The organism is Rhodopirellula sp. UH5, from assembly GCF_056839225.1.
This window is the reverse complement of the sequence record NZ_CM166390.1, coordinates 4,240,814-4,261,107: the sequence shown is the minus strand read 5'-3', so window position 1 is coordinate 4,261,107 and position 20,294 is coordinate 4,240,814. Positions and strand designations below refer to the sequence as shown.

Annotated in this window: 15 protein-coding genes; 4 read left to right on the top strand and 11 right to left on the bottom strand. The window is 57.9% G+C overall.

All coding sequences use genetic code 11. The features are described from left to right. The first annotated feature begins 300 nt into the window (after positions 1 to 300). The 3 genes from UH5x_RS15210 to UH5x_RS15200 all read left to right on the top strand — a co-directional run bounded on the left by UH5x_RS15210 (position 301) and on the right by UH5x_RS15200 (position 3,749). On the top strand, positions 301 to 1,659 hold the full coding sequence (locus UH5x_RS15210; RefSeq protein ID WP_482632899.1) for a Trx7/PDZ domain-containing (seleno)protein: 1,359 nt from the start codon (positions 301 to 303) through the stop codon (positions 1,657 to 1,659). Positions 1,660 to 1,782: 123 nt separating this feature from the next. Continuing rightward, entirely contained in the window at positions 1,783 to 2,907 is a 1,125-nt protein-coding gene (locus UH5x_RS15205; protein WP_482632898.1) for a glycosyltransferase family 4 protein, read from the top strand. 128 nt (positions 2,908 to 3,035) lie between these two features. After that, positions 3,036 to 3,749 (top strand): FkbM family methyltransferase, encoded by a 714-nt coding sequence (locus tag UH5x_RS15200; RefSeq protein WP_482632897.1) that lies wholly within the window; start codon positions 3,036 to 3,038, stop codon positions 3,747 to 3,749. A 507-nt stretch (positions 3,750 to 4,256) separates the two neighbouring features. Here UH5x_RS15200 and UH5x_RS15195 read toward each other — a convergent pair. From UH5x_RS15195 to UH5x_RS15170, 6 genes are all read right to left on the bottom strand, one after another. Further along, a complete protein-coding gene (locus UH5x_RS15195; RefSeq protein ID WP_482632896.1) occupies positions 4,257 to 5,549 on the bottom strand; it encodes a DUF790 family protein in 1,293 nt (430 codons plus the stop codon). Next, positions 5,549 to 5,785, bottom strand: coding sequence for a helicase-related protein (locus UH5x_RS15190; RefSeq protein ID WP_482636002.1), 237 nt, complete (start codon positions 5,783 to 5,785; stop codon positions 5,549 to 5,551). Before UH5x_RS15190 ends, UH5x_RS15195 begins: the two co-directional genes overlap by 1 nt. After that, positions 5,734 to 6,999, bottom strand: coding sequence for a DEAD/DEAH box helicase (locus tag UH5x_RS15185; RefSeq protein WP_482632895.1), 1,266 nt, complete (start codon positions 6,997 to 6,999; stop codon positions 5,734 to 5,736). Before UH5x_RS15185 ends, UH5x_RS15190 begins: the two co-directional genes overlap by 52 nt. A gap of 401 nt (positions 7,000 to 7,400) precedes the next feature. Then, positions 7,401 to 9,557: an ABC transporter permease gene (locus tag UH5x_RS15180; protein WP_482632894.1), complete on the bottom strand. Its 2,157-nt coding sequence runs from the start codon at positions 9,555 to 9,557 to the stop codon at positions 7,401 to 7,403. Then, positions 9,554 to 10,525, bottom strand: a complete 972-nt coding sequence (locus tag UH5x_RS15175) for an ABC transporter ATP-binding protein (protein ID WP_053061141.1) — start codon at positions 10,523 to 10,525, stop codon at positions 9,554 to 9,556. Before UH5x_RS15175 ends, UH5x_RS15180 begins: the two co-directional genes overlap by 4 nt. Beyond that, a complete protein-coding gene (locus UH5x_RS15170; RefSeq protein ID WP_047814320.1) occupies positions 10,522 to 10,953 on the bottom strand; it encodes a GntR family transcriptional regulator in 432 nt (143 codons plus the stop codon). The genes UH5x_RS15175 and UH5x_RS15170 overlap by 4 nt, the downstream gene beginning before the upstream one ends. A 210-nt stretch (positions 10,954 to 11,163) precedes the next feature. Between UH5x_RS15170 and UH5x_RS15165 the strand changes: the two genes are divergently transcribed. Beyond that, positions 11,164 to 12,804 (top strand): glycoside hydrolase family 140 protein, encoded by a 1,641-nt coding sequence (locus UH5x_RS15165; protein WP_482632893.1) that lies wholly within the window; start codon positions 11,164 to 11,166, stop codon positions 12,802 to 12,804. A 679-nt stretch (positions 12,805 to 13,483) separates the two neighbouring features. Here UH5x_RS15165 and UH5x_RS15160 read toward each other — a convergent pair. The 5 genes from UH5x_RS15160 to ispD form a co-directional block, all read right to left on the bottom strand. Next, complete coding sequence (locus UH5x_RS15160; RefSeq protein ID WP_482632892.1) at positions 13,484 to 14,404, bottom strand: IS4 family transposase; 921 nt, start codon at positions 14,402 to 14,404, stop codon at positions 13,484 to 13,486. Between the two features lie 1,027 nt (positions 14,405 to 15,431). After that, on the bottom strand, positions 15,432 to 16,472 hold the full coding sequence (locus tag UH5x_RS15155; RefSeq protein WP_482632891.1) for a class I SAM-dependent methyltransferase: 1,041 nt from the start codon (positions 16,470 to 16,472) through the stop codon (positions 15,432 to 15,434). Beyond that, complete coding sequence (locus UH5x_RS15150) at positions 16,465 to 18,252, bottom strand: endo-1,4-beta-xylanase (protein WP_482632890.1); 1,788 nt, start codon at positions 18,250 to 18,252, stop codon at positions 16,465 to 16,467. Before UH5x_RS15150 ends, UH5x_RS15155 begins: the two co-directional genes overlap by 8 nt. Positions 18,253 to 18,260: 8 nt before the next feature. Beyond that, positions 18,261 to 19,559, bottom strand: a complete 1,299-nt coding sequence (gene tyrS / locus UH5x_RS15145) for a tyrosine--tRNA ligase (RefSeq protein ID WP_482632889.1) — start codon at positions 19,557 to 19,559, stop codon at positions 18,261 to 18,263. Then, on the bottom strand, positions 19,556 to 20,287 hold the full coding sequence (ispD, locus tag UH5x_RS15140; RefSeq protein ID WP_482632888.1) for a 2-C-methyl-D-erythritol 4-phosphate cytidylyltransferase: 732 nt from the start codon (positions 20,285 to 20,287) through the stop codon (positions 19,556 to 19,558). The genes tyrS and ispD overlap by 4 nt, the downstream gene beginning before the upstream one ends. Between the last annotated feature and the right edge of the window lie 7 nt (positions 20,288 to 20,294).

Sequence of the window (20,294 nt, the reverse complement as noted above, 5' to 3'; positions counted from 1 at the left end):
GTTGTACGTGGGAACAGTGGCGTTTGCGATGACAGTTCAAATGCCAACAGACTCCTGCCGACCCGCTTGATTTGCCGGGCGGCAGCCACTTTTCGCGAGCGGGGCGAATTCTCAAACGGGGCGTGGAATCGTTTACAATCCACGCCCCCATCTGACGCTTAAGCCACGCGTGAACAATAAGTGACGATGTTAGCGGTGTGGCGCAAGCCGCCTGGTGAGGAACCGGAGGGCTCGCGCCCTTCCGCTACGTCACTTGTTGTTCACGTGGTCCTAACGCGTCCTATCCCCCAGGAGAGTTCCATGAGCCGCTTTCTCACAGTGCGCGCGTTTGCACTGACCACCGTGTTTCTCTCAGCCGGTTTGTTCTCGCTTTTCGCGGTTGCCGAGGCCAACGCGAAAGAAGATCGAGAAACGATTGTTCGCAACGACCGCGAGCGTGTCCTGGCGACCGGCTATTGGATTTACAACGACCTGGACGCGGCTTACGAACAAGCCCGCCAGTCCGGCAAACCGATCTTGGTGGTTTTGCGTTGCTTGCCCTGCGAAGAGTGCGTCAAGCTGGACGATGACTTGGTCGAAGGCGACCCTGAGCTGAAGCGTCTGCTTGATCAATACGTTCGCGTTCGTGTGGTCGGCACCAATGGCTTGGATTTGAACGTGTTTCAGTACGACACAGATCAGTCCTTTGCCGTTTTCATGCTCAATGCGGACAAGACTGTTTACGGTCGCTTTGGAACACGCTCCCACCGCACAGAATGGCTGGGCGATGTTTCTTTGGAAGGAATGGCTGCGGCCCTGCGAGAAAGCTTGAAACTGCACGCAGCCTACCCGGCCAATCGTGAATCGCTGGCGGGCAAGACCGGTGATCCGTTGGAGTTTGTTTCTCCGGAGAAGTACCCGACGCTGTCGGACCGGCCTGACCATCTGAATTACTCCGGTCAAGTCGCGAAAAGCTGCATCCATTGCCATCAGATTGGTGAGGCGCGACGCGATTACTACTGGCAAAAAGGGCAGTCGATCCCGGAAGAGGTCCTGCATCCTTACCCACATCCCAAGTCGATTGGATGGGTGCTCGATGCACGGTACCCGGCTCGCGTGAAGAGCGTTGCGGAAGACTCCGCGGCTGCCAAGGCTGGCTTTCAAGTCGGCGATGATTTGCTGAGCATCCATTCGCAACCCTTGGTTTCGATGGCCGATGTGCAGTGGGCTCTCCATCAAGTTCCCGCCGAAGGTGCTGAGGTTGAGATCCAAACCAAACGCGGTGATCAAACACAGACGCTCACCTTGTCGCTGCCGGAGGGCTGGCGGCGATGGGACGATTCTTCTTGGCGAGTTTCGTCGTGGATGATGCGTCGGATTGCTGGTGGGGGAATGCGTTTACTACCTCTGGACGAAAGTGAGCATCGGGAGCTACAGTTGCGATCTCCGATGGCACTCCGAGTTGCCAACGTTGGCAAATTTGGACTCCATGCGACCGCTCACAAAGCCGGCGTTCGCGTGGGCGACATCTTGATTGAATATGACGGTGAATCGGATTTGATTCGCGAGGCCGACATTTTCGATCACGTGAATGAACAGCATCGCCCGGGCGACCGAGTCCAGATGAAATTCCTTCGCAATGGCCGTCCACGAACGGTCGAAATTCCAATTCAGAAGTGACCCGAAGTTTTCGATCGGGGCTACCATCTGCCCGCGGCACGGACGCCGCTTTTTTGAATTTCCTCGATTCGTCTTGATCTGATTGCGTGTTTCCCGGTAATTCTTGCGGTGGAGAAACGCAGTATGAATCACCCTCAAGAACACGCCCCCGGCGTCGAGAATTCGACAGGCTTTGATCGAGCCCCGGAGGTCTTCGTGACCAATTTTCACCGACGATTCACCGGTGTTTCCGCAACGGCCAATGCCGTTGTCTCTGGCCAAAAGTCCCGCCTGAAGCTGTGTTTGGTCGGCGATCCTCTTCCTGACGCCCCCGAGCCTCTCAGCTATCACAAGGCCCTTCGCTCCAGTTCCCAGCGGCCTCCGAATCGACCGTTTTCGATCTGGCATGTGCGTCGCAACATGGAAATGAGTGCGGCGATCTTCGCTCGCGATGTCCTGCGACTGCCCATTCGGATCGTGTTCACGTCGGCCGCCATCCGCCGTCACTCGGCGTTCCCGCGAGCCCTGATTTCACGGATGGATGCGGTCGTCGCAACCACCGAAACTGCCGGGGCCTTTGTTCCCAACTTGGCCTCGGTCGTGCCGCACGGGGTCGACACTCACAAATTCACGCCTGCTGACGATCGCGTCGCAGCTTGGCAGGCGACCGGTTTGCCTGGGAAACACGGCATCGGCATCGTCGGCCGTGTGCGAGCTGAAAAGGGGACGGATTTGTTCGTCGAATCGATGTGCGAACTGCTGCCCCAGAATCCCGATTTCACCGCCGTCGTGATCGGTCGTGCCAAACCCGAGGACTCCGCGTTTGAAAAAACCCTGAAGGCCAAGGTCGACGCTTGCGGGTTGACCGATCGCATCGTTTTCATTGGCGAAGTCCCCAGTCATGAGCTGCCAACTTGGATGCGAAGTCTGTCATTGCTGGTCGCGCCGGCCCGCTACGAGGGCTACGGCATGACCGCGCTTGAGGCGCTGTCCAGTGGCGTTCCTGTGGTGGCGGCCGACACCGGTGTCTATGCCTCCGTGATCGAAGAAGGTGTGACGGGCCATGTCGTCCCGATTGGCGGTCGCGAGGCGCTCCGACAAGCCATTCAGGAAATGATCCAGGATCCAAGCCGGCTCCATACGGCTGGGCAGTTGGGCCGATCCTTCGCCGTGAATTCGCTCAGCCTGAACAACGAGATCGACGGTTACCAGCAAGTCTACGACCGCCTTTGGGCAGGTGAATCCTTTCGTGCTCGCCACGCTGCCTGAAGATCATCGCTTGACTTGGAAGGCGACTCGCTGATACCTCCGAGTACTCTCCCGTCGACGAAGCCGACTGGACCACACCGCCAAACTTTCGCCGTGACGCGCGTCATCGCTGAACGAGGACAGAACGAATGCCCAAGAAAACAGTCGGACAACGAATTGCTCAGCTCTTTCGCAAGCCGTGGAAGACCCTGACCAACTCACGTTACCGCGATTTCCGACGGGCTTACAACCAATTCCGAAGCGATGGGATCCCCACCAAGCGATACGAGTTTGATGACCTTGGATCCAATTCCATCGTCTTGGATCTCGGCGGTTTTCGGGGCGAGTGGGCCGATGACATTCATGCTCGTTACGGTTCGACCGTGCATGTTTTCGAACCGCACCCACGATTCGCGTCCGAACTGCAGGCCAAGTACGCGGGCCACTCCCACATTCATGTGCACGCGGTCGCGCTGAGCAGTTCCGATGGCGAGCTGATTCTGTCCGACACCGGGGATGCGTCTTCCGCCATTCGCGAAGGCGAGAAATCGATCAGTGGTCGCCGAGTCGAAGCAGGGGCCTACTTGCAAAGCATCGGCGTCGATCATGCGGATCTGATGAAGGTGAACATCGAGGGAGGCGAGTATGACATCCTGCCTCACCTGGCCAGCCTCGGATGGCTGCCGCGGATTGAAACCATTCAGGTCCAGTTCCATGACTTGAGTGCATCCAGCGACGACGACCGCAACCACATCCGCCGTGACCTCGCACAGTCACACGGGGAAGACTGGTGTTACCCGTTTGTTTGGGAACAATGGTCCAAGCCCGCCGACGTGATTCAGATGCCCCAACGCGCCGCCTAAACACGTCGGCAGGAATGATCGGGCAAAACCATGTGAGCCGTTTGGGCGTTGGCCTGGACTGCTAAATCTTTGCTATTGGCGCTCCAACAGCGGATGCAAGTTTTCTTCCGGCTTCTGCCTTTCTTCATCCCGGTAGGGATTTCAGATGGTAGCCGGGGGTCGCTGCGTAGCAGCACACCCCCGGAAACCGTGGCTCCAAAAACTCTCCATCCCGCCGTGGCCCCTGGCCACGGCGGGATGGAGAGTGGCGGCGTGGGGTTTTCATGTCCATCGGTGACGCTATCGCTTGCCGACGGCTACCATTTTGCATCCCTACCGGGATGAAAACTTGCGCAAGCGACAATACTCTCCAAGCCCAAACGTTCAGCAGTCCAGCGTTGGCCCCGGTTGTGCGTGGGAACAGTGGCGTTTGCCATCACAGTCCAAATGCCGAAAGGCTCCCGCCGACCTGCCTCGACCGACGTCTCAGCAGTATCGAGCTAGTTGCTCCATCGCAGGTTCGAAAACTCAAGTCGGCCGGGCCAAACGAAGTGCCGTTTCGATCCACTCCGCAGGATTTTGTCGAGGGTCAAATCGGAGGAAAGGGAGTTCCAATTGATCGGCCAGTTCGGCCATGCCGGTGGAATGCTGCTTGGGAAACATCAACAACCAATGTGGGCGGTCAACGCTCGATGTGGTGGGGCGGTTCTCGTCCGTTGCGCTCGACGCCCATTTGGAGAGTCGTCGGGCTTTGTCTTGCAAGTATTCGGGCGTCCAAAATCCGATCACTTCCAAGTGGATGATGCGTCCATCTTCGTGACGCATTAAGAAGTCAGGTGTGAAAACGCTTTGGCCATGGACCAGCAACTCAGTCTCTCGTTCCAGTCGCCATCCCGCTGGCGGATTGCGATTCCAGGCGGCATCCACGGCACGCTCAAACTCCGAATCAAATTCATTCTCGGGTGGAAGCGGAGATCGAAGGCCGTCCTGGGGTGACAGCGACAATCGAAACGCTTGCTTGTTGGGGCCAAGCACACGTGCCGTCATCCGCCAGTCCTGGCACGCCAAAAGTTTGGGCAATAGCTTTGCAAACCCAACTCCATAGCGGGTCGTTTCGCGAAGTGAGGAGCCTGGTCCGTCCAACTCAAAACGCAGCCCAAGTTGGACGGTCCCGTTCTTCGTCCATTTCGTGCGTTCGATCCGGTGCATCAATTGGGCTAGCTTGGCATGCCGCGCGATGGTTTTGAAATCCGACCTCGCATCGATTCGAATCGAGGTCGCGCGGTACAGGGCCGCCTGGGTTTGGGCGACGTTGTACGCCGACAGCGCTTCCTCCGCGGTCAGTTCCTTGTCGAATGATTGCAAGCGTTGCAACTCGATCACATCTGAAAACATGTTCGATTCAATTTCCGCCCAACTCATCCCCAGGGATTCGCAGACCTTTTGTCGAGCGGTTGAGAGGTCGTGCTCGAAGATTCCTTCCCGAGCCGTGACAATGGGATGAAGTGGCGCGGCCTCTTCAAATACCCGCTGACGCAATCGGCTGGCGGATGGTCCACCACGTTCGTATTGTCCGAAGTCGTCGAGCAGCTTGCAAAAGGCAGCCATGCGTTTGGGCGGGCAACCCGGAATGTTCGCAAGCACCTCCGCGACGCCGCGATGCAAGTCTTGCCGAATTTCGCCGATGCCGGCCCGGTAAATCTGCAAGCATGTGGCAATCCCTTCCGAGTACGCAGCGTCACGGACACGCTGCAACCGATCCGGTTTCAAGGTTCGATTGTCAAAGTTGAGCTGAACGATCGAGTGTTCACCGCGCAGCATCAGCTTGTCTTTCGATAGGCATCGTTGCGTCGCCGTGTTCGACTGCGTTTCACTTCGTTGGTTCCATCCGCCACGATTTCATACAGCACGGCGGTTTCTTTTCGAGATCCCCTGCGAAGCACGCGTCCGAGTCGCTGGATCGCCTGACGCTGACTGGACAGCCCGCCCAGCACGATGGCTGTTTTCACTTCGGGTAGGTCGACTCCCTCGTCCAGCACTCGGTTGGCCACCAGCACCGGGTAGCGTCCGTCGGCGAATCGTTGCAGCACTTCGCGGCGTTCCTTTTTGCGCAGTGTGACAGCAGGCAAGGGACCATGAACCGCATCGAGACCGCTCGGGCCATCACGTTGGTGCCTGTGAACACGATCACGGGCTGGCCGTTGTGGAGTCGGAACAGGTCTTCCAGTGTGCGCATTTTGGCTTCCGCTTGGTCCTCGATTTTTTGCTTGGCACGATAAGCACGCATCGCCTTTTGTGCCGCGAGGGAACGTTCCGGTTCGCTGTCCACCGCCGCCGACAATTTGTGAATGTCTTCCCATCGGAACGTTGGATCCAGTTCTCGCTGTGTCGCGACAAACTCCTGGACTGTCTCGGAAAGGCCACGATAGGCGTTCCGTTCCGACTCGTTCAACGAGACCGCAATCCGGTGAACACGGTACTCTGCCAGTGTTTTTCCTTTGGCTTGCCCAATCGTTTGCTGGTGCAGTGTCGGGCCGACCAGCGTGTGCAAGGCTTGCAATCGTGATTCTTCCGTCGGCAAGGTTGCGGTCAATCCCATGCGAATCGTCGCGGTCGACATTCGTGCGGCGTCGCTACGCCAAGTGCCTGACAAATGGTGCACTTCGTCGAAAACCAGCATCTTGAAACGGTCACCGATTCGCGGCATGTGAATCGCCGCCGAGTCATAGGTTGCAATGCTGATGGGGGACACGCGATGCACGCCATCGCCGATCAGGCCCGCGTCGACACCCGTTGCCTCGCGAATTTTTTCGTGCCACTGATACATCAGGTCACGCACGGGAACGACGATCAAGACGCTGCATCGGGATCGCAGGATGCATTCCATTGCCACCACGGTTTTGCCTGTCCCTGTCGGCATGACCAGCAGACCACATTGCCCGCCCGATTCAAAATCACTGACCGCTTGATTCTGGTCCGGACGCAATTGAATGTTTCGTTGGTCGTGCAAGCTTGGCTGCCAATCCGGATCCGGTCCAGCCTCCCATCGCCACCACGAAGACGAATCAATTTCGAAATGCTCTTGATCCCATTTTCGCAGGTGAGCCTGCAACTTGCCCGCCCACATCGCATCGCAACGAAAGCAATCGTCACGATCATCGAAGACCAATGGGATCCCTCCCATTCGGCCGGCAACCGACGCTTGCGACCAACCGACGTCCCGCCAGCCACGCAGTCGCAAAGTGCCCCCATGAAAATCAATTGCAATCAAGAATCAAACCAACGCCAAACAACCAAACGGGCAGCACGGTGCACACAACACCCGCGCACTTGAGCAGCATAGCCCAGCGGAAACGAACCGGAAAGAATTGCCCTGCTCCCTGCTCCCTGCTCGTACTCGTACTCGTACTCGTGCTCGTACTCGTGCTCGTACTCGTGCTCGTACTCGTGCTCGTGCTCGTGCTCGTGCTCGTGCTCGTGCTCGTGCTCGTGCTCGTGCTCGTGCTCGTGCTCGTGCTCGAAAGTCGAAAGTCGAAAGTCGAAAGTCGAAAGTCGAAAGTCGAAAGTCGAAAGTCGAAAGTCGAAAGTCGAAAGTCGAAAGTCGATTACGAGCACCGTTTCACTGAGCACCGAGTGCAAGCACGAAGGTTCGCAGCCCAGGTCAGTCCCCTCTCAGGTCGAGCGAGAGAACACCTCGATGCCGGTTTTTTGAGGTGGGCACCAATTGGCGGCACAGTGCGGGCAGTGCTCCGAATCGACGCGAATCAAGCGGTCGCATTCGTGGCAACTCGTCTGGGCGATGCGTGGGTGAACGCTCAGCACCGCCAGTGGAGTGATCCAACCGGCGAGCAAAGAAAAGCACTTCCAGGCGACGGAACATCGCGATGACAACGCTCGCCGACGACAGGCGAGATTGGTCAACCACCAGGCCAACCCGCCGTGTGCCAATGCGCCCAGTGAAAGGGCCAAATTGAACAACCATGGCTGCGAAATCACGACCGAAGAATCTGCGGCCCACGGCCGTTGCGACAGCCCACCGAAGCCAACAGCGAACACCGGGGGAGCCACCGTCGCAACGAGTGCGTCCGCGGGCGTTTGAGTTGGAACCCGAGGAATGAGGTAGGTTTCTTGCGAGACGACCTGCCCAGCATTGTCGATGTGCAATGACTTCACAAACGAGCCGTAGGCTTCCCGAATCAAATCGAAACCGTCCTCGCCACGGTCCAGGTAATGATGCGAGATCCAATTCGAGTTCACCGCCATTTCCGGTTGTGCAAACCAGTCCGCCGGCAAAGCGATTGGCGTCGGTCGGCTCAGCGCGAACGTCGGCATCGGAGCGTAGGCGGTGTTCCGATCGTTCCGTTCGTAGGCAGGTGGCAAGGGAACTCCTGGCTCGGTGCTTTCCATCGCGTGCAGCGTCAACTCGTCGTCGTGAAGCACCAGTGCGGTTGCACCGCGATCACCCAAGCTTGGTGAAAAGCTGATTTCATCGATCGGCATTTTTGCGACGACGCGCATTTTCTGCTCCTTGATCATCGCCTCGTAAATCCCGTCTTGGTCCACCAAGCCAACCGTCTTGTTCCAGGGACTGTCTGCAAATCGCAAGATTGCCATGCGGTACTGATTCAACGGATCGTGACTTGCAAATGGCTGGCCGGTTGACCCGAAACCACTGCGATCGAGTGTCATTGCCAGCAACGGTTCGTCGGCTGTGACGGAGCTCGGATCGACATACGCTAGGTAGTAGCCATCGTCGTGACAAAACCAAGTCAATCCAAACGCACGTTCGTGGTAGGTGCTGGTGTCGATGGCTCGGAATGGCGGGTGTTGATCCTGGGGCTTCATTGGCGACATGGAGGCGGGTTGAATCAGTTCCGCAATCTGACGATCGGTCAGCGCGACCTCGTCTGCGTCGCTGTTTTGCGGCGAAGCAAAAGACGCGGATTGGACTTTGTATTCCGATCCACCAAGCTCCTCATCCCAGATGTATTTTTCGCGTGTCCTCACCAAACGTCCGTCGGGCATGTACCGATGACTCTCGATCATTCCATCGCTCGCGGGCTGCACGAGGTTTGACATCGTCACGCCGACGAATGCGGTTGCCGCGCCACCAACCACCAGCACCGATGCGATCACCCCCGCACCTGCCAATCGCGACGCAAGCGTGCCGTCGGACGCGAGCGGCGGCTGGTTGGATTGCCGAACGAACGTGTGCTGCGCGATCGCGGGAAATGCCAGCACGAAGAATGCGACCCCGCCCAGGATCAACGCCACCGCCCACGTCGCCCAGAACGTCATGAATGCGAAGTAAGCGAGGGCGGTCACCGCGATCGCCGGGACCAGGACCACTGTTTTGGAACCCAGCCATCGCGAAGGGCGAGCCATCATCCAGACCGTTGCGGGATGAAACGAAAACGCGGCGAGGTAGCACCAAAATCCGGGAATCAACATTTGCGGGTCGGCTGGCCGAGTCGGGGGTGCGACCCGCGCCAGCCAAACGTAGGCGATTGTCCAAGGCACCAGCATTGCAACGAAGTGAACCAAAAAGGCAGCGACCGTTTTGCTCCAGTAGGACTGCCAACGCGCGACGGGATGTGAAAACAACCAACCGCGAACATCGGTTCGCTGCTCTCCCCACGTTTGCAACAATCCCAATACCAACGCATAGACGGATCCCCACAGCGCGAGAGAGCGACTGAGGGCCTCCGGCAGATTCGAGGGATTGGTAGAACGGTTTGGCATTTCGGTGTAGACCACCACCGCCAAAATCACCATGGCGATCGGTAGCGTTCGGATCGCTTCCCGCCATTCCTTCCAAAACAACATCATGATTCATCCGCCAAGGCAAGTGAGGAAGTGGACACTGCAAACGACTCACTTCGTTGTGTTGTCAGGTACGCGATCACCAGATCGTTCAGTGAGGTTGGCAACGTTTCCACATCGCCCGCAGCAACTCGTGCGAGCGACTCGACCACCTCATCCGACACGTCCGCGATGCAAACCACGCACTGACCGGAAACGAAACGCAGTTCCACCAATCCGGGAATCGTTTGCCGTAAGTTCGACTCCAGTTCGAGATTGGAGAGCGAACGGAGCGGCGTGAATGCCATTCGCTGGACCCGGTCCAGGAAGTCATCCAAGGACGTTTGCACCAACAATCGTCCGCCCACCATCACGGCAATTTCATCGGCGATGCGTTCCACGTCGTCCATCAAATGCGTGCTCAGCAACACCGTTCGAACGCAACCGTCGGTCGTTTCGCCAGCTGCAAAGTCGACCAGCGTCTCATTGAGCGCACGGCGGCTGACGGGGTCCAATCCGAGTGCAGGGTCATCCAGGATCAGCAACTCCGGATCAGCGGCCATCACGGCTGCCAGGCTGACGCCAGCACGCTGGCCACGACTGAGCGAACCGATTCTCTGAGAGGATGAAATTCCAAAGTGTTCCACCATCGATCGATAGCGATCACCGTCCCAATGAGCGTGACCTTCCGCCGAAAAGCGTTCCATCTGTGACACACGCATCCAGGACGACAAGTAGTGCCCTTCGACCATGTAGCCAATCCGTGAAAGCATGGCCGGCGTCAGTTCGCGACTGTCCACGCCCAGCGTCTCGCAGCGGCCACGGGTTGGATCCAGCAACCCCATCATCATCCGAATGGTGGTGGTTTTGCCGGCACCATTGAGCCCCAGCAAGGCGGTGACCTTGCCGGTGGGAACCTGGAACCCCAGCTGTTCGACCACGCAGTGTTGGTGGAAGTAACGTGTCAAACCAAACGTCTCGATCGCCGCCTTCATGAACGTTTCCCTCGTTTGCCAGTGGCGTTTCCGCCGGACACTTTCCCGCCGCTCAACTTGCCCAGTTCCTTTTCCACCAACGCCACGATTTCGTCGGGCGTGAACCCCAGTGTCGTCCCTTCGCTGACCAACGGTTCCACCAGCAAGGCAACCCGGCGAACCCGTTCGGATTTGGTGTAAATCTCGCGTCGCTGCGTTACGAAGTAGCCGCGGCCTTGCTGGCTTTCAATCAACCCATCCCGTACCAGTTGCGAGTACGCCTTGGCGACGGTGTTGTGGTTGACCACCAAGTCCGCTGCCAACCCCCGCACACTGGGCAACGCGTCGCCCACGCTCAGTTTGCCCGCCGCGATCCCACCACGCACCTGCTGAACGATCTGCCGAAAGATCGGCACGTCGCTTCCGGTTGTGATCTGGATGGTCAGCATGGTCGCCTCGAACAAAATCGGCCGCGGACTACCGTACCGCATGAGGTAGTACAGTAGGCAGGTCGGTTTCAGCTGTCAAGCGAAAAGGAGCACCTGATCGTCGCAGGGGAATTCGCCCCGGGGATTCATCGTCCTTGTACACTGGGAACAAGCCGACGCCCCTGAGAACGATGCCCGGCTCATTTCCTGATCCCCTCACCGAGGAATTGCATGACAAATCAAACCTTGCCTTTATCCGTTTTGCTTCTTTTCGTTGCTGGTGTCGGCACGACCGGTGCCAGAGCGGCAGAGTCGGTGACGGAGTGTCAGCAGTGGCAGGAAGTCCAACTCGACTTCACGGCAGAGCAGGGAACCGCGAATCCTTACACGGACGTGGAGGCTTGGGTTGATTTCACTCACGACGATGGGACGACCATCCGCCGTCAGATGTTTTGGGATGGTGGGAACACCTTTCGTGTTCGGTTTGCATCGCCACTTTCGTCAGGCAATTGGCATTGGCAGTCATCGGATCGCGACAACGATTCAGGACTGCATGGGAAAACCGGTTCCTTCCAAGCGGTCGAGTCAAAGACGGAAACACCCACTGTGTTCACACAGCATGGTTTTTGGAGCATTCCCTCAGGTGGCCGAAACCTGATCCATGCGGACGGGACTGCGAGACTGCTGTGTGCTGACACGGCTTGGGCGTTGCCTTGGCGAGCGACCGTTGATCAAGTGAAAACGTATGCCAAGGATCGGCAAGCCAAAGGGTACAACGCCGTGTTGTTGATGACGGTCCAACCGGACCTGAAGACCAAAGGGCCGCGTTCTCGCACCGAAGCGGAAGGATTCGAGGTTGGATTTGAGGATCTGCCAAGCGGGACGCTGACGAAACTGAATCCCGATTACTTTCAGACGTTTGACCAGTTGGTGGATGTGTTGACATCCCATGGGATCGCTCCTGTTTATCAACCTGTGTTCCATGGGTACGGATGGAAAGGTGGCGGCACGGCAGGCAACGTGGTCAGCGCCGAAGACTATGCCCGGTATTGCCGCTACCTCGTCGCTCGCTACGGAGCCCGCCCCGCGATTTGGTTGGTGGGAGGAGACGGTCCAGCCGAGAAAGCCTCCATCGTCGAGCAACTTGATGCCGCGGGAACGGAAATCGAGAAGTGGGATGCGTACCAACAGCCAACCGGAATTCACTATTCGCCCCATGCAAAGAATCGCACGCACCAAGACAAAACGTGGTTGGATTTTCAGTGGTGCCAAACCGGGCACGGTGGCGAACACCTCGCCGAGCGGGTCGCGGACATGTGGCGGAATCGTCCTGTCAAAGCAGTCGCCAATGGCGAACCCACGTATGAGAACATTGGTCGTACCGGCAAAGGAGCCGGCTGGTGGCAGGGCCACGAAGCGTGGTGCAATCTGACCGCAGGCGGCACGATGGGCGTGGTCTACGGAGCCGGCAGTTTGTGGCAATGGCGGCTCGATGCCAACGAGCCCGGTCACGCAAATTGGTGCACCGCTCCGGGGGCAGGTTGGCGCGAAGCCCTCGACTTTGAAGGTTCCAAGTATCCCGGCATCGCAGCGAAAATCTTGGAGGGTTTGCCGCTTGCGAACATGAAGCCGAATTGGGACTGCACTTATGGACGACGTGGTCTGTTGGTGCCAGGGAAACTGTTCGTGTTGTATTTGCCAGAAGGCGGGAACTCGGCGATTCTCTGCCAGGAGGTTCCGCGATCGTATCGGGTTTATGATCCGAAAACCGGAAAGGTCATGGCAGAGGGCACGCTCGAGGACAAGCCAACCGCTGAGGCCAAGAGTGACTCATCCGGTGAGCCTCGCGTGCTGGTGTTCACAGCGGACTGAGGTGGTGAGTTTCGGAGCCTGGCTGGCCACCGAATACAATGTCCCCTGCCGTAGCTCGCTTCGTTCGGTATGGCCTACGTCGCTGCAAGGGACGTTCGAAAAATGAATGGTGGCTGGCGTCTGGGATTCGCCCCGGATGGGGCCGTCGTGGGAGTTAAGCAGGTACGCAGGTGTCATCGGGTATGTGAGCCGTTGGCGTTAGCCACGGTTTTCACTCGCAACCGGGGCGAACGCCCAAACGGCTCACATGGTTGTGCCCGATCGTTCCAGCCGACCTGCTTAGGGGCGTCCCTCGCTCACGCGTCGGGTTGTGATTGGTAGTCATGGCCGACTCAGACGGGCAAGAGTGCCTTATTGTACCCCACATCTTTTGGGAGCTGCTTGCGTTGGGAATACAAGCGGTTTGAAGCCAAATATCCCTTGCCCAGGAATTATTAGTGTTCGATTAGCGCCGATTAGTGTTCCCTTGACCGCTCTGTGGAACACTAATCCAGTCTGATCGGGCACTAATCTTTGGTGTTTCGAGATGTGGGGTACAAAAAGGCAAGGGTGCCCATCCTACGCGTTGAAACGTCGTTTCGGCCTGGAGTCAACGATGCGACCACGCGGACGCCCGAAGAAACCCAATGTTGCCCAACCAGCCAATTCGGTGTCCGACACGAATGGCACGGGCGTAAGCCTAAGCTGCTGTGGCGTAACGGTTTCGGTTCGGATTGCGTGGGCATTGCATCAGCTTGTAGTTCTTCGCTCGCCGTTTGATTTCTCTTTTTTCTTGCCTGCCCGGTCGGTTGCCAACGGTCAATTCGGAAATCACTTCAAGTAAGTTCGCCCATTGCTGATGGGGGCGGATCGAGCCCAAGCGAAGCGACGAAGCGAACTCTTCGATTGCCTGCATGGCGCCAGTGAAGCTGAGTCGGGTTGGGCACAAGCCGAACTTCAACGCGGAGGCCAACATCGCACAGCGAACCAAGTTGTAACCGATCATGTGACAGTGGATCTCCTTACGCACCATCTGAGGACTCTTGCATCGCAAGTGATCCATTTGCATTTGAGTTTTCAAACTGCGGATGTGTAACTCAACTAACCACCGTCGAGAGTAGAGCTCTGCAAGTTCTTCCGCTGTGTAGATATCCGCATCAAGCAGCGTCGTTGCCAGCGTGATCTCACGTGTGCGAAACCCCTTTTGAGTCACCTTGTACTTCAAGTGTCGAACGAAAATCGAATCGGGATACTGAGCGTACTCGTCTTCGCTCATCCACTTCGGACGTTGCGGTTTTTGGTAGAGGACCAACTGATCGAGATAGCACAGTTTGAGTCCGCGACGAAAGTCGATCTTGCGAAGATGATGCGCTCGGGCAACCAAATCGATGCCACGCCTCTCGCCTTCGGCAAGCAACCAGAAACTTGCGTAGTAGCGATCCGCAAGCAAGATTCTGACCCGCAAAATCCGGTCAAAAACCGATCGCAACAGCGATGTTTCCCCGGTTTGCTTTCCCGTGTATGGGCCAATGGCAAAGTGGTTGATCGCGCCAGTCGCCAGTGAGAAGAGCCCGATCATTCGTACCATTGGGAATCCACAACCTGGCTTCTGCGACTTCATCTGAGGATACTCCTCTTGGTTCTCTTTTGAGACCGGGGAAAGGGGACGGGGGTAGTTTCGGGTGTCCAATCAGAAGAAGAGTAGGAAGCAGACTGTTTTGGACGAGGAAGAAAAGAGGGGGCGGGGGTCAAAATCAGACGCATCCTCTCAACAATGACCACCGTCCCATGGATCTCGCTCGGTTCTGAAAGAAGTTGACGCAGAGGCGGGGAGTCGCAGAGACGCAGGGGAGAGCCGTAACGCCTGATATCCCGTCTGGTCCCTCTGCGCCTCACCGCCTCTCGCGACTCTGCGTCGAAATTCGTGTGCGGGACTGAGGACCGATCAAACGGGACGGAGTTCTTTTGACCAAACGCATGCCCAGGAGAACTGGGGTAGCAGATCGCCGGATGGTGACACCCAACACCCATTGCTCATTCTCACTTCGGCGTATCATCGATTTTTTGTCGGTGACCAGCGATTCGGAATCGGACGCGATCGCGTTCCGGCTGGTGGGAGTGGCCACGTTCGGTCTCCGCCGCCGGGCACTCACTCCGGTTCCGCCTTGTGACGGAAATTGCCAGCCATCTTCCTGTGCCCCCGAAGTTGCAATGCTGGACCGTGACTCAGTCACTTGCCGGTCAAAGTCGCCGAGCTGCCCAAAGGCCTCGTGGTCTGTCGCAAACTAAAAGTGAGGTTTGATCGTAGTGGACGAGGCCACGAGTCCTCGGGGTTGACGCCAGTTCAGGACTCGTGGCCTCGTCCACTACCCTCGTAATAGGTCGTGACAGATCACTGGCCTGAACGCTTTCGGAGGTTGGAATCGACGCATCGATGTGGCGTGACTGGGTATGGGGCTGGCAGAAATACTTCGATAGAACCAGCTGTGTGGGTTGCCCAGAATCAACGAAAGCCGATGACTCATGCCGACGTTTCTTAGCAACGCGTGAACAGCAAGTGACGTTGTTAGCGGTGTGGCGCAAGCCGCCCGGTGAGGAACCGGAGGGCTCGCGCCCTTCCGCTACGTCACTTGTTGTTCACGACACGCTCACTCGCGGGTGAAACGCAGCAGGTCGTAGGACTGGGCGGTCTTTCGATCGGTCATTTCGAGCGGCCACCAGTCGTATTCGAGGTAGCGATCGGTTTGCTTGGTGATGACGTAGGCTTCTCCGCCCGATCGCAGTTTCTTTGCGGCGGTGACCATGAAATGCTCGGCGATTCGGAAGTCGCCGTAGTAGGGCGGGTTGAGCAACGCGATGTCGCAGGGGGGCACGTCCGGCAGCTCTCCATCGTGATTGACGATCGCGGTCAGGTTGGTGAGTTGGTTTTGAGCTGCCGCACGCTCGGTGCACTGGACGGCTCGCGAATTGCAATCGACGGCGTAAACGTGACCGGTTTGTGATCGCACGGCGGCTGCCATTGCGACGGCTCCGTTGCCGCATCCGAGTTCCAACACTGTGGATCCTTCGGGGATCGGCGCGTGCCGGATCATTGCCGCGGCGGCTCGGTCGACCGACCGATGAGAGAACACCGATGGACGAGAATGCACGGTCAGGATGCGATCGTCGACTCGGTGAGTGAATTCGGCGTCGAAGGTTTTCGGTTTGAATGTCTCGGATGATTTTCGCACGACGTAAACACGTCCGCTCGCGTGATCGTGGCATCGGACTTTGGGACCGAGAGCCTGCAACTGATTCAGCAGCCAGGTGTCTTTGGGAGCGTTGACCGCGGCGATCAGTTCACCACCGATTGTCAGCCTTTGCCATGATTGATGAATGAGGTTGCGATTCATCTCCGCTTCGCCGGTTTTCAAGACCGGCAACAAAGCGAGATCCCACGAGGTGTCAGGAAGATCGGGTTGGCAGATCACATGAACGTCTGCCGACGTCACCTCGCGAGCCTGTTCGGCGCGGTGCAAATCCACGAACCAGCTCGTGACTTTCGAGCTTGGAAAGGCGGCAATCAGTGCATCGGCCGATTGCCCTCGTCCCGGTGACATCACGATCGCGGAGGCGAGCGATGGGTGGGGGAAAGAAGCCAAGTGATCGATCAGCAATTGTTCCGACGGAAGCGGAGGCAGGTCACTCACCGCCAACTCCAATTTGTAGGGTGACGGTTTCGTCTTCGAGAAGATTCACGGTCTGAATCCTTGCCCAGTCTTGGGCTTCGGCTTGGACGCGATGTGTGCCACGAAAGGCTCGGACGGTGGCGATGCCTTCAGCGTTGGTTTGAACGGTTTGGTTGGTCCACCAGGCTTGAAAGATCAGCTCTTCCCAGACTTGGCCGTTGGGTTTGATTGTCCAGTCCTCTCGGATCATGGCGCCGTGGGGACGCCACATGTCGCCTTCCCAGAAGCCCCAGGTTGTGAACCCGGTGGTCGCAGAGTGAGCGAACACCAGCGTCAGGAAATCACGAGTGAACTGGGCTTGGGTGGCTTCGTCACGGGAGTCGATGTCGAACTCGGTGATCTCGATCGGCAACTGGAATCGTGACAGTTCGTTGAGCACTTTCCAGGCTTCCGGCATGGTGATCAGGTCGGCTTGAAAGTGCCCTTGGACACCGATGCCTTCCACGGCCCCGCCGCTGTCCAAAATCTGTTCGATCTGCTGGGTGTAAGTTGTGAGATGCTTGGACCGTTCGCTGCCACCGGTCATCAATCCGTATTCGTTGATGAACCAGAGGGCCTCGGGTTGCGATCGCTGGCCTCGATTGAAGACGTCGGCGTAGTAGTCGTTTCCTAAGACATCGCCGACCAGTGACACATCGCGAAGTTCATTGATCGCATCCCAGACCGCGATTGGCATGTCACGTGTTCGCTCCAGAGCGGCGTCCATCGCGGTTTCGATTTCGGCCTGGAATCGCGAGGGGTGATCGGCCAGTTGTTGGACGCGATCGGGAATGAAATGCGGGTACAGCAGCAGGTGGTTTTTGATTTCAAAGCCCGCGTCGATGGCCCACTCGGCGGTCGCGTCGGCTTTCACAACACCGGCGGGACGGTCCGTTCCCCAGTCCGCCCAATAGCGAGGCAGGGTGACACGGTTGAACCAACGCTTGGTTTGCTCGCGAAATTTGGCGGCGTCTTCGCCAGCATGGATGGGTGTGTTGCCCACGAACGTCCCGAAGGCGTAATCGTGCTCTTGCTGTTGGACGTGAACGGTTGCACCGGCCAGCGGTTCGCCGACCGCGTTGACGACACGGACCGTCAGGTCGCTTTTACGATGGCGATCGATGCTGCGCTGAGCTTCCGCTCGCCAGGCATCGTTGTCCGCGCCTGGGTAGAACAACCGCGTGAACGGAAGGCTTGCGTCGGGAACGTTTCCCAGCCCGATCAATTTCAGATCGCGAATTTCGAGTCGTTGCTTCTTCTCGGCGCACTGGATCGAGGCGTAGATACGATTGGCGTCGTAATCCTGCTTGGCACGAAAGCAGATTCGAAACGGATGCCACTGATTGGGAACGTCGAAGGAGCGAAACCCGTTGGGTTCTTCGATTGGTTCCCAGGGATCGTTGGTCGCCATCGAGACATGAATGCTTCCCAGTCCATCCGTGCTGGATGCGATGGCTCGTGCGTCGAAGGAGACGCAGAACACGTCGGACTCTTGCACGGGAATTGAGATCGGCTCGCACTGAACCTGTAACGCCCAGGCTTCTTCTTGCGGGGCAGGGCAGTTGACCGTGATCAGGTTGTTTTGTCGGTCGATCGAACCGGTGCCGGGGCGGACGTCGAGTCGAAACTCGGCGGTGGGAACGAGTGTGATTCCCTCCGCCGAAGTTTGCGATTCTTGTGCGAACGCATGGATGAGCTTGGCCGGTGTCCCGAGAGAACTCAGGAGCAAAGCGATTGCCAAAGAGGCCTGCCACCATCGCATGATCAAGCTCAATCTTGGATCTTGAGCAGGGCGTACTTGCGTTTTCCGCGGCGGAGCACCAAGACGGATCGACCGTCCAAGTCATCGGCGACCAAACGTTTTTGAACGTCTTCGACGCGAGCGTTGTTGACGTACACGCCGCCTTCGGACAAGGCCCGGCGAGCGTCTCCGCCGCTGTTGCAGAGCTTCGCCGTTTGCAGTGCTTCCACGATCCACAAACCTTCGCCTTCGAGAGCCGACCGCGGCACGTCGCAGGAGGGGACGTCGGCAAAGATCTCTTGCAGTTGGGCGTCCGTCGTGTCACCGATTTCGCCGCCGAACAGAATCTGCGTGGCGCGTTGAGCCGATTGGACTCCGGCTTCGCCGTGAACCAGTTCGGTCAACCATTGAGCCAGTCGTTTCTGCGCGGTGCGTTGGCCGGGATCGTTCTTGGTTTTGTCATCGAGTTCGTCGTATTCGGCTCGCTCGATTTCGGTCAGGTAGGCCAGGCAACGCATCACGTCTTCATCGGCGACGTTGATCCAGTACTGGTAAAACGCGTAGGGGCTGGTTCGCTCGGGATCCAACCACACGGCGCCGGATTCGGTCTTGCCCATTTTGCGACCGTCGCTGGTTGTCAGCAGCGGCGCGGTGATGCCGAACAATTGCTTGCCCAGCATGCGACGACCCAGGTCGATTCCGGCAGTGATGTTTCCCCATTGGTCGCTGCCACCGGCTTGGATGCGGCAATCATGGGTCTTGGCCAGGTTCACGAAGTCGTAAGCCTGCAAGAGCATGTAGCTGAATTCGGTGTAGCTCAGGCCGGCTTCGCTTTCCAATCGACTGCGGACGGATTCTTTGCCCATCATCGCACCGACGGGAAAGTTCTTGCCGACGTCGCGAAGGAACTCGAGGTAGGAGTAGTTCTTCATCCAGTCGAAGTTGTTCAGCAACTTGGCGGCGTTGGCACCTTCAAAGTCGAGGAAGTGACGCATTTGAGCGGCGACGCCATCGACATTCTTTTGCAGTTGATCCGCCGACAACAGATTGCGTTCTTCGCTTTTGCCGCTGGGGTCGCCGATCATCCCAGTGGCTCCACCGACCAGGGCAATCGGATGGTGGCCGGCGCGTTGGAAGCGACGCAGCATCATCAACTGCATCATGCCGCCGACGTGCAACGAGGTTGCCGTGGGGTCGAACCCAATGTAGATCGTTTGCGGGCCCGAATTGAGCAGCTCGGCGATTCCGTTTTCATCGGTGGTTTGATTCAGCAAACCTCGCCAGCGGAGATCTTCGATCAGTGGGTTGGTGGCGTTGGAAGTGGTCATGCGAATTCGCTTCGGCATTCGTTCAGGATCGCCTCCGCGATGCGGAGATCTTCGGGGAAGGTGATTTTTAAATTGTCTGCGGAACCAGTGACAAGCTGAACTGGGTGAGAGGTTCGCTCCACCAGTTGAGCGTCGTCGGTGGCCATGCGGCCTCGGTCGCGAGCGTAAGCTTGACAAATGACGTCGATCGCGAACACCTGGGGAGTTAGTGCGACGTAAGTGTGGCGACGATCGACCGTGTCGGATCCATGGCTGGTGGCCCGTTTGAGGGTTCCGGAAACGGGGGCCGCCAGGATTGCCGCCCCGGTGTCAGCGGCCTTGGCGAAGACCCGGTCCAGGTCGACTTGGCGAACCAGCGGTCGAGCGGCGTCGTGGATCGCGACCAGTGTTTTCGTGGCGGTGCCGTTGGAAGCAGATTCGGCCGCGAATTTCTGGACTTGATCCAAGGCTGCACGAACGCTCTCGCTGCGTGTCGCGCCACCTCGAACAAGGTGGATTGGGACGGCGGAGGAAATCGCCGCGATCTGTTCGCGAAACGTGGAGTCGTCTTCCTCGGAGATTGCCAGCACGATTTGCCGGACGTCGCCGCGATGTTGGAATCGATCCACGGCGTGTTGCCACAGCGGTTTGCCGTCCAGGACCGCAAACAGCTTGTTGGACTGGCTGCCAAAGCGTTGCCCGCTGCCGGCAGCGGGCATGATCACAGAAACGGAGGCCGCGCAGTTCATCAAGCAG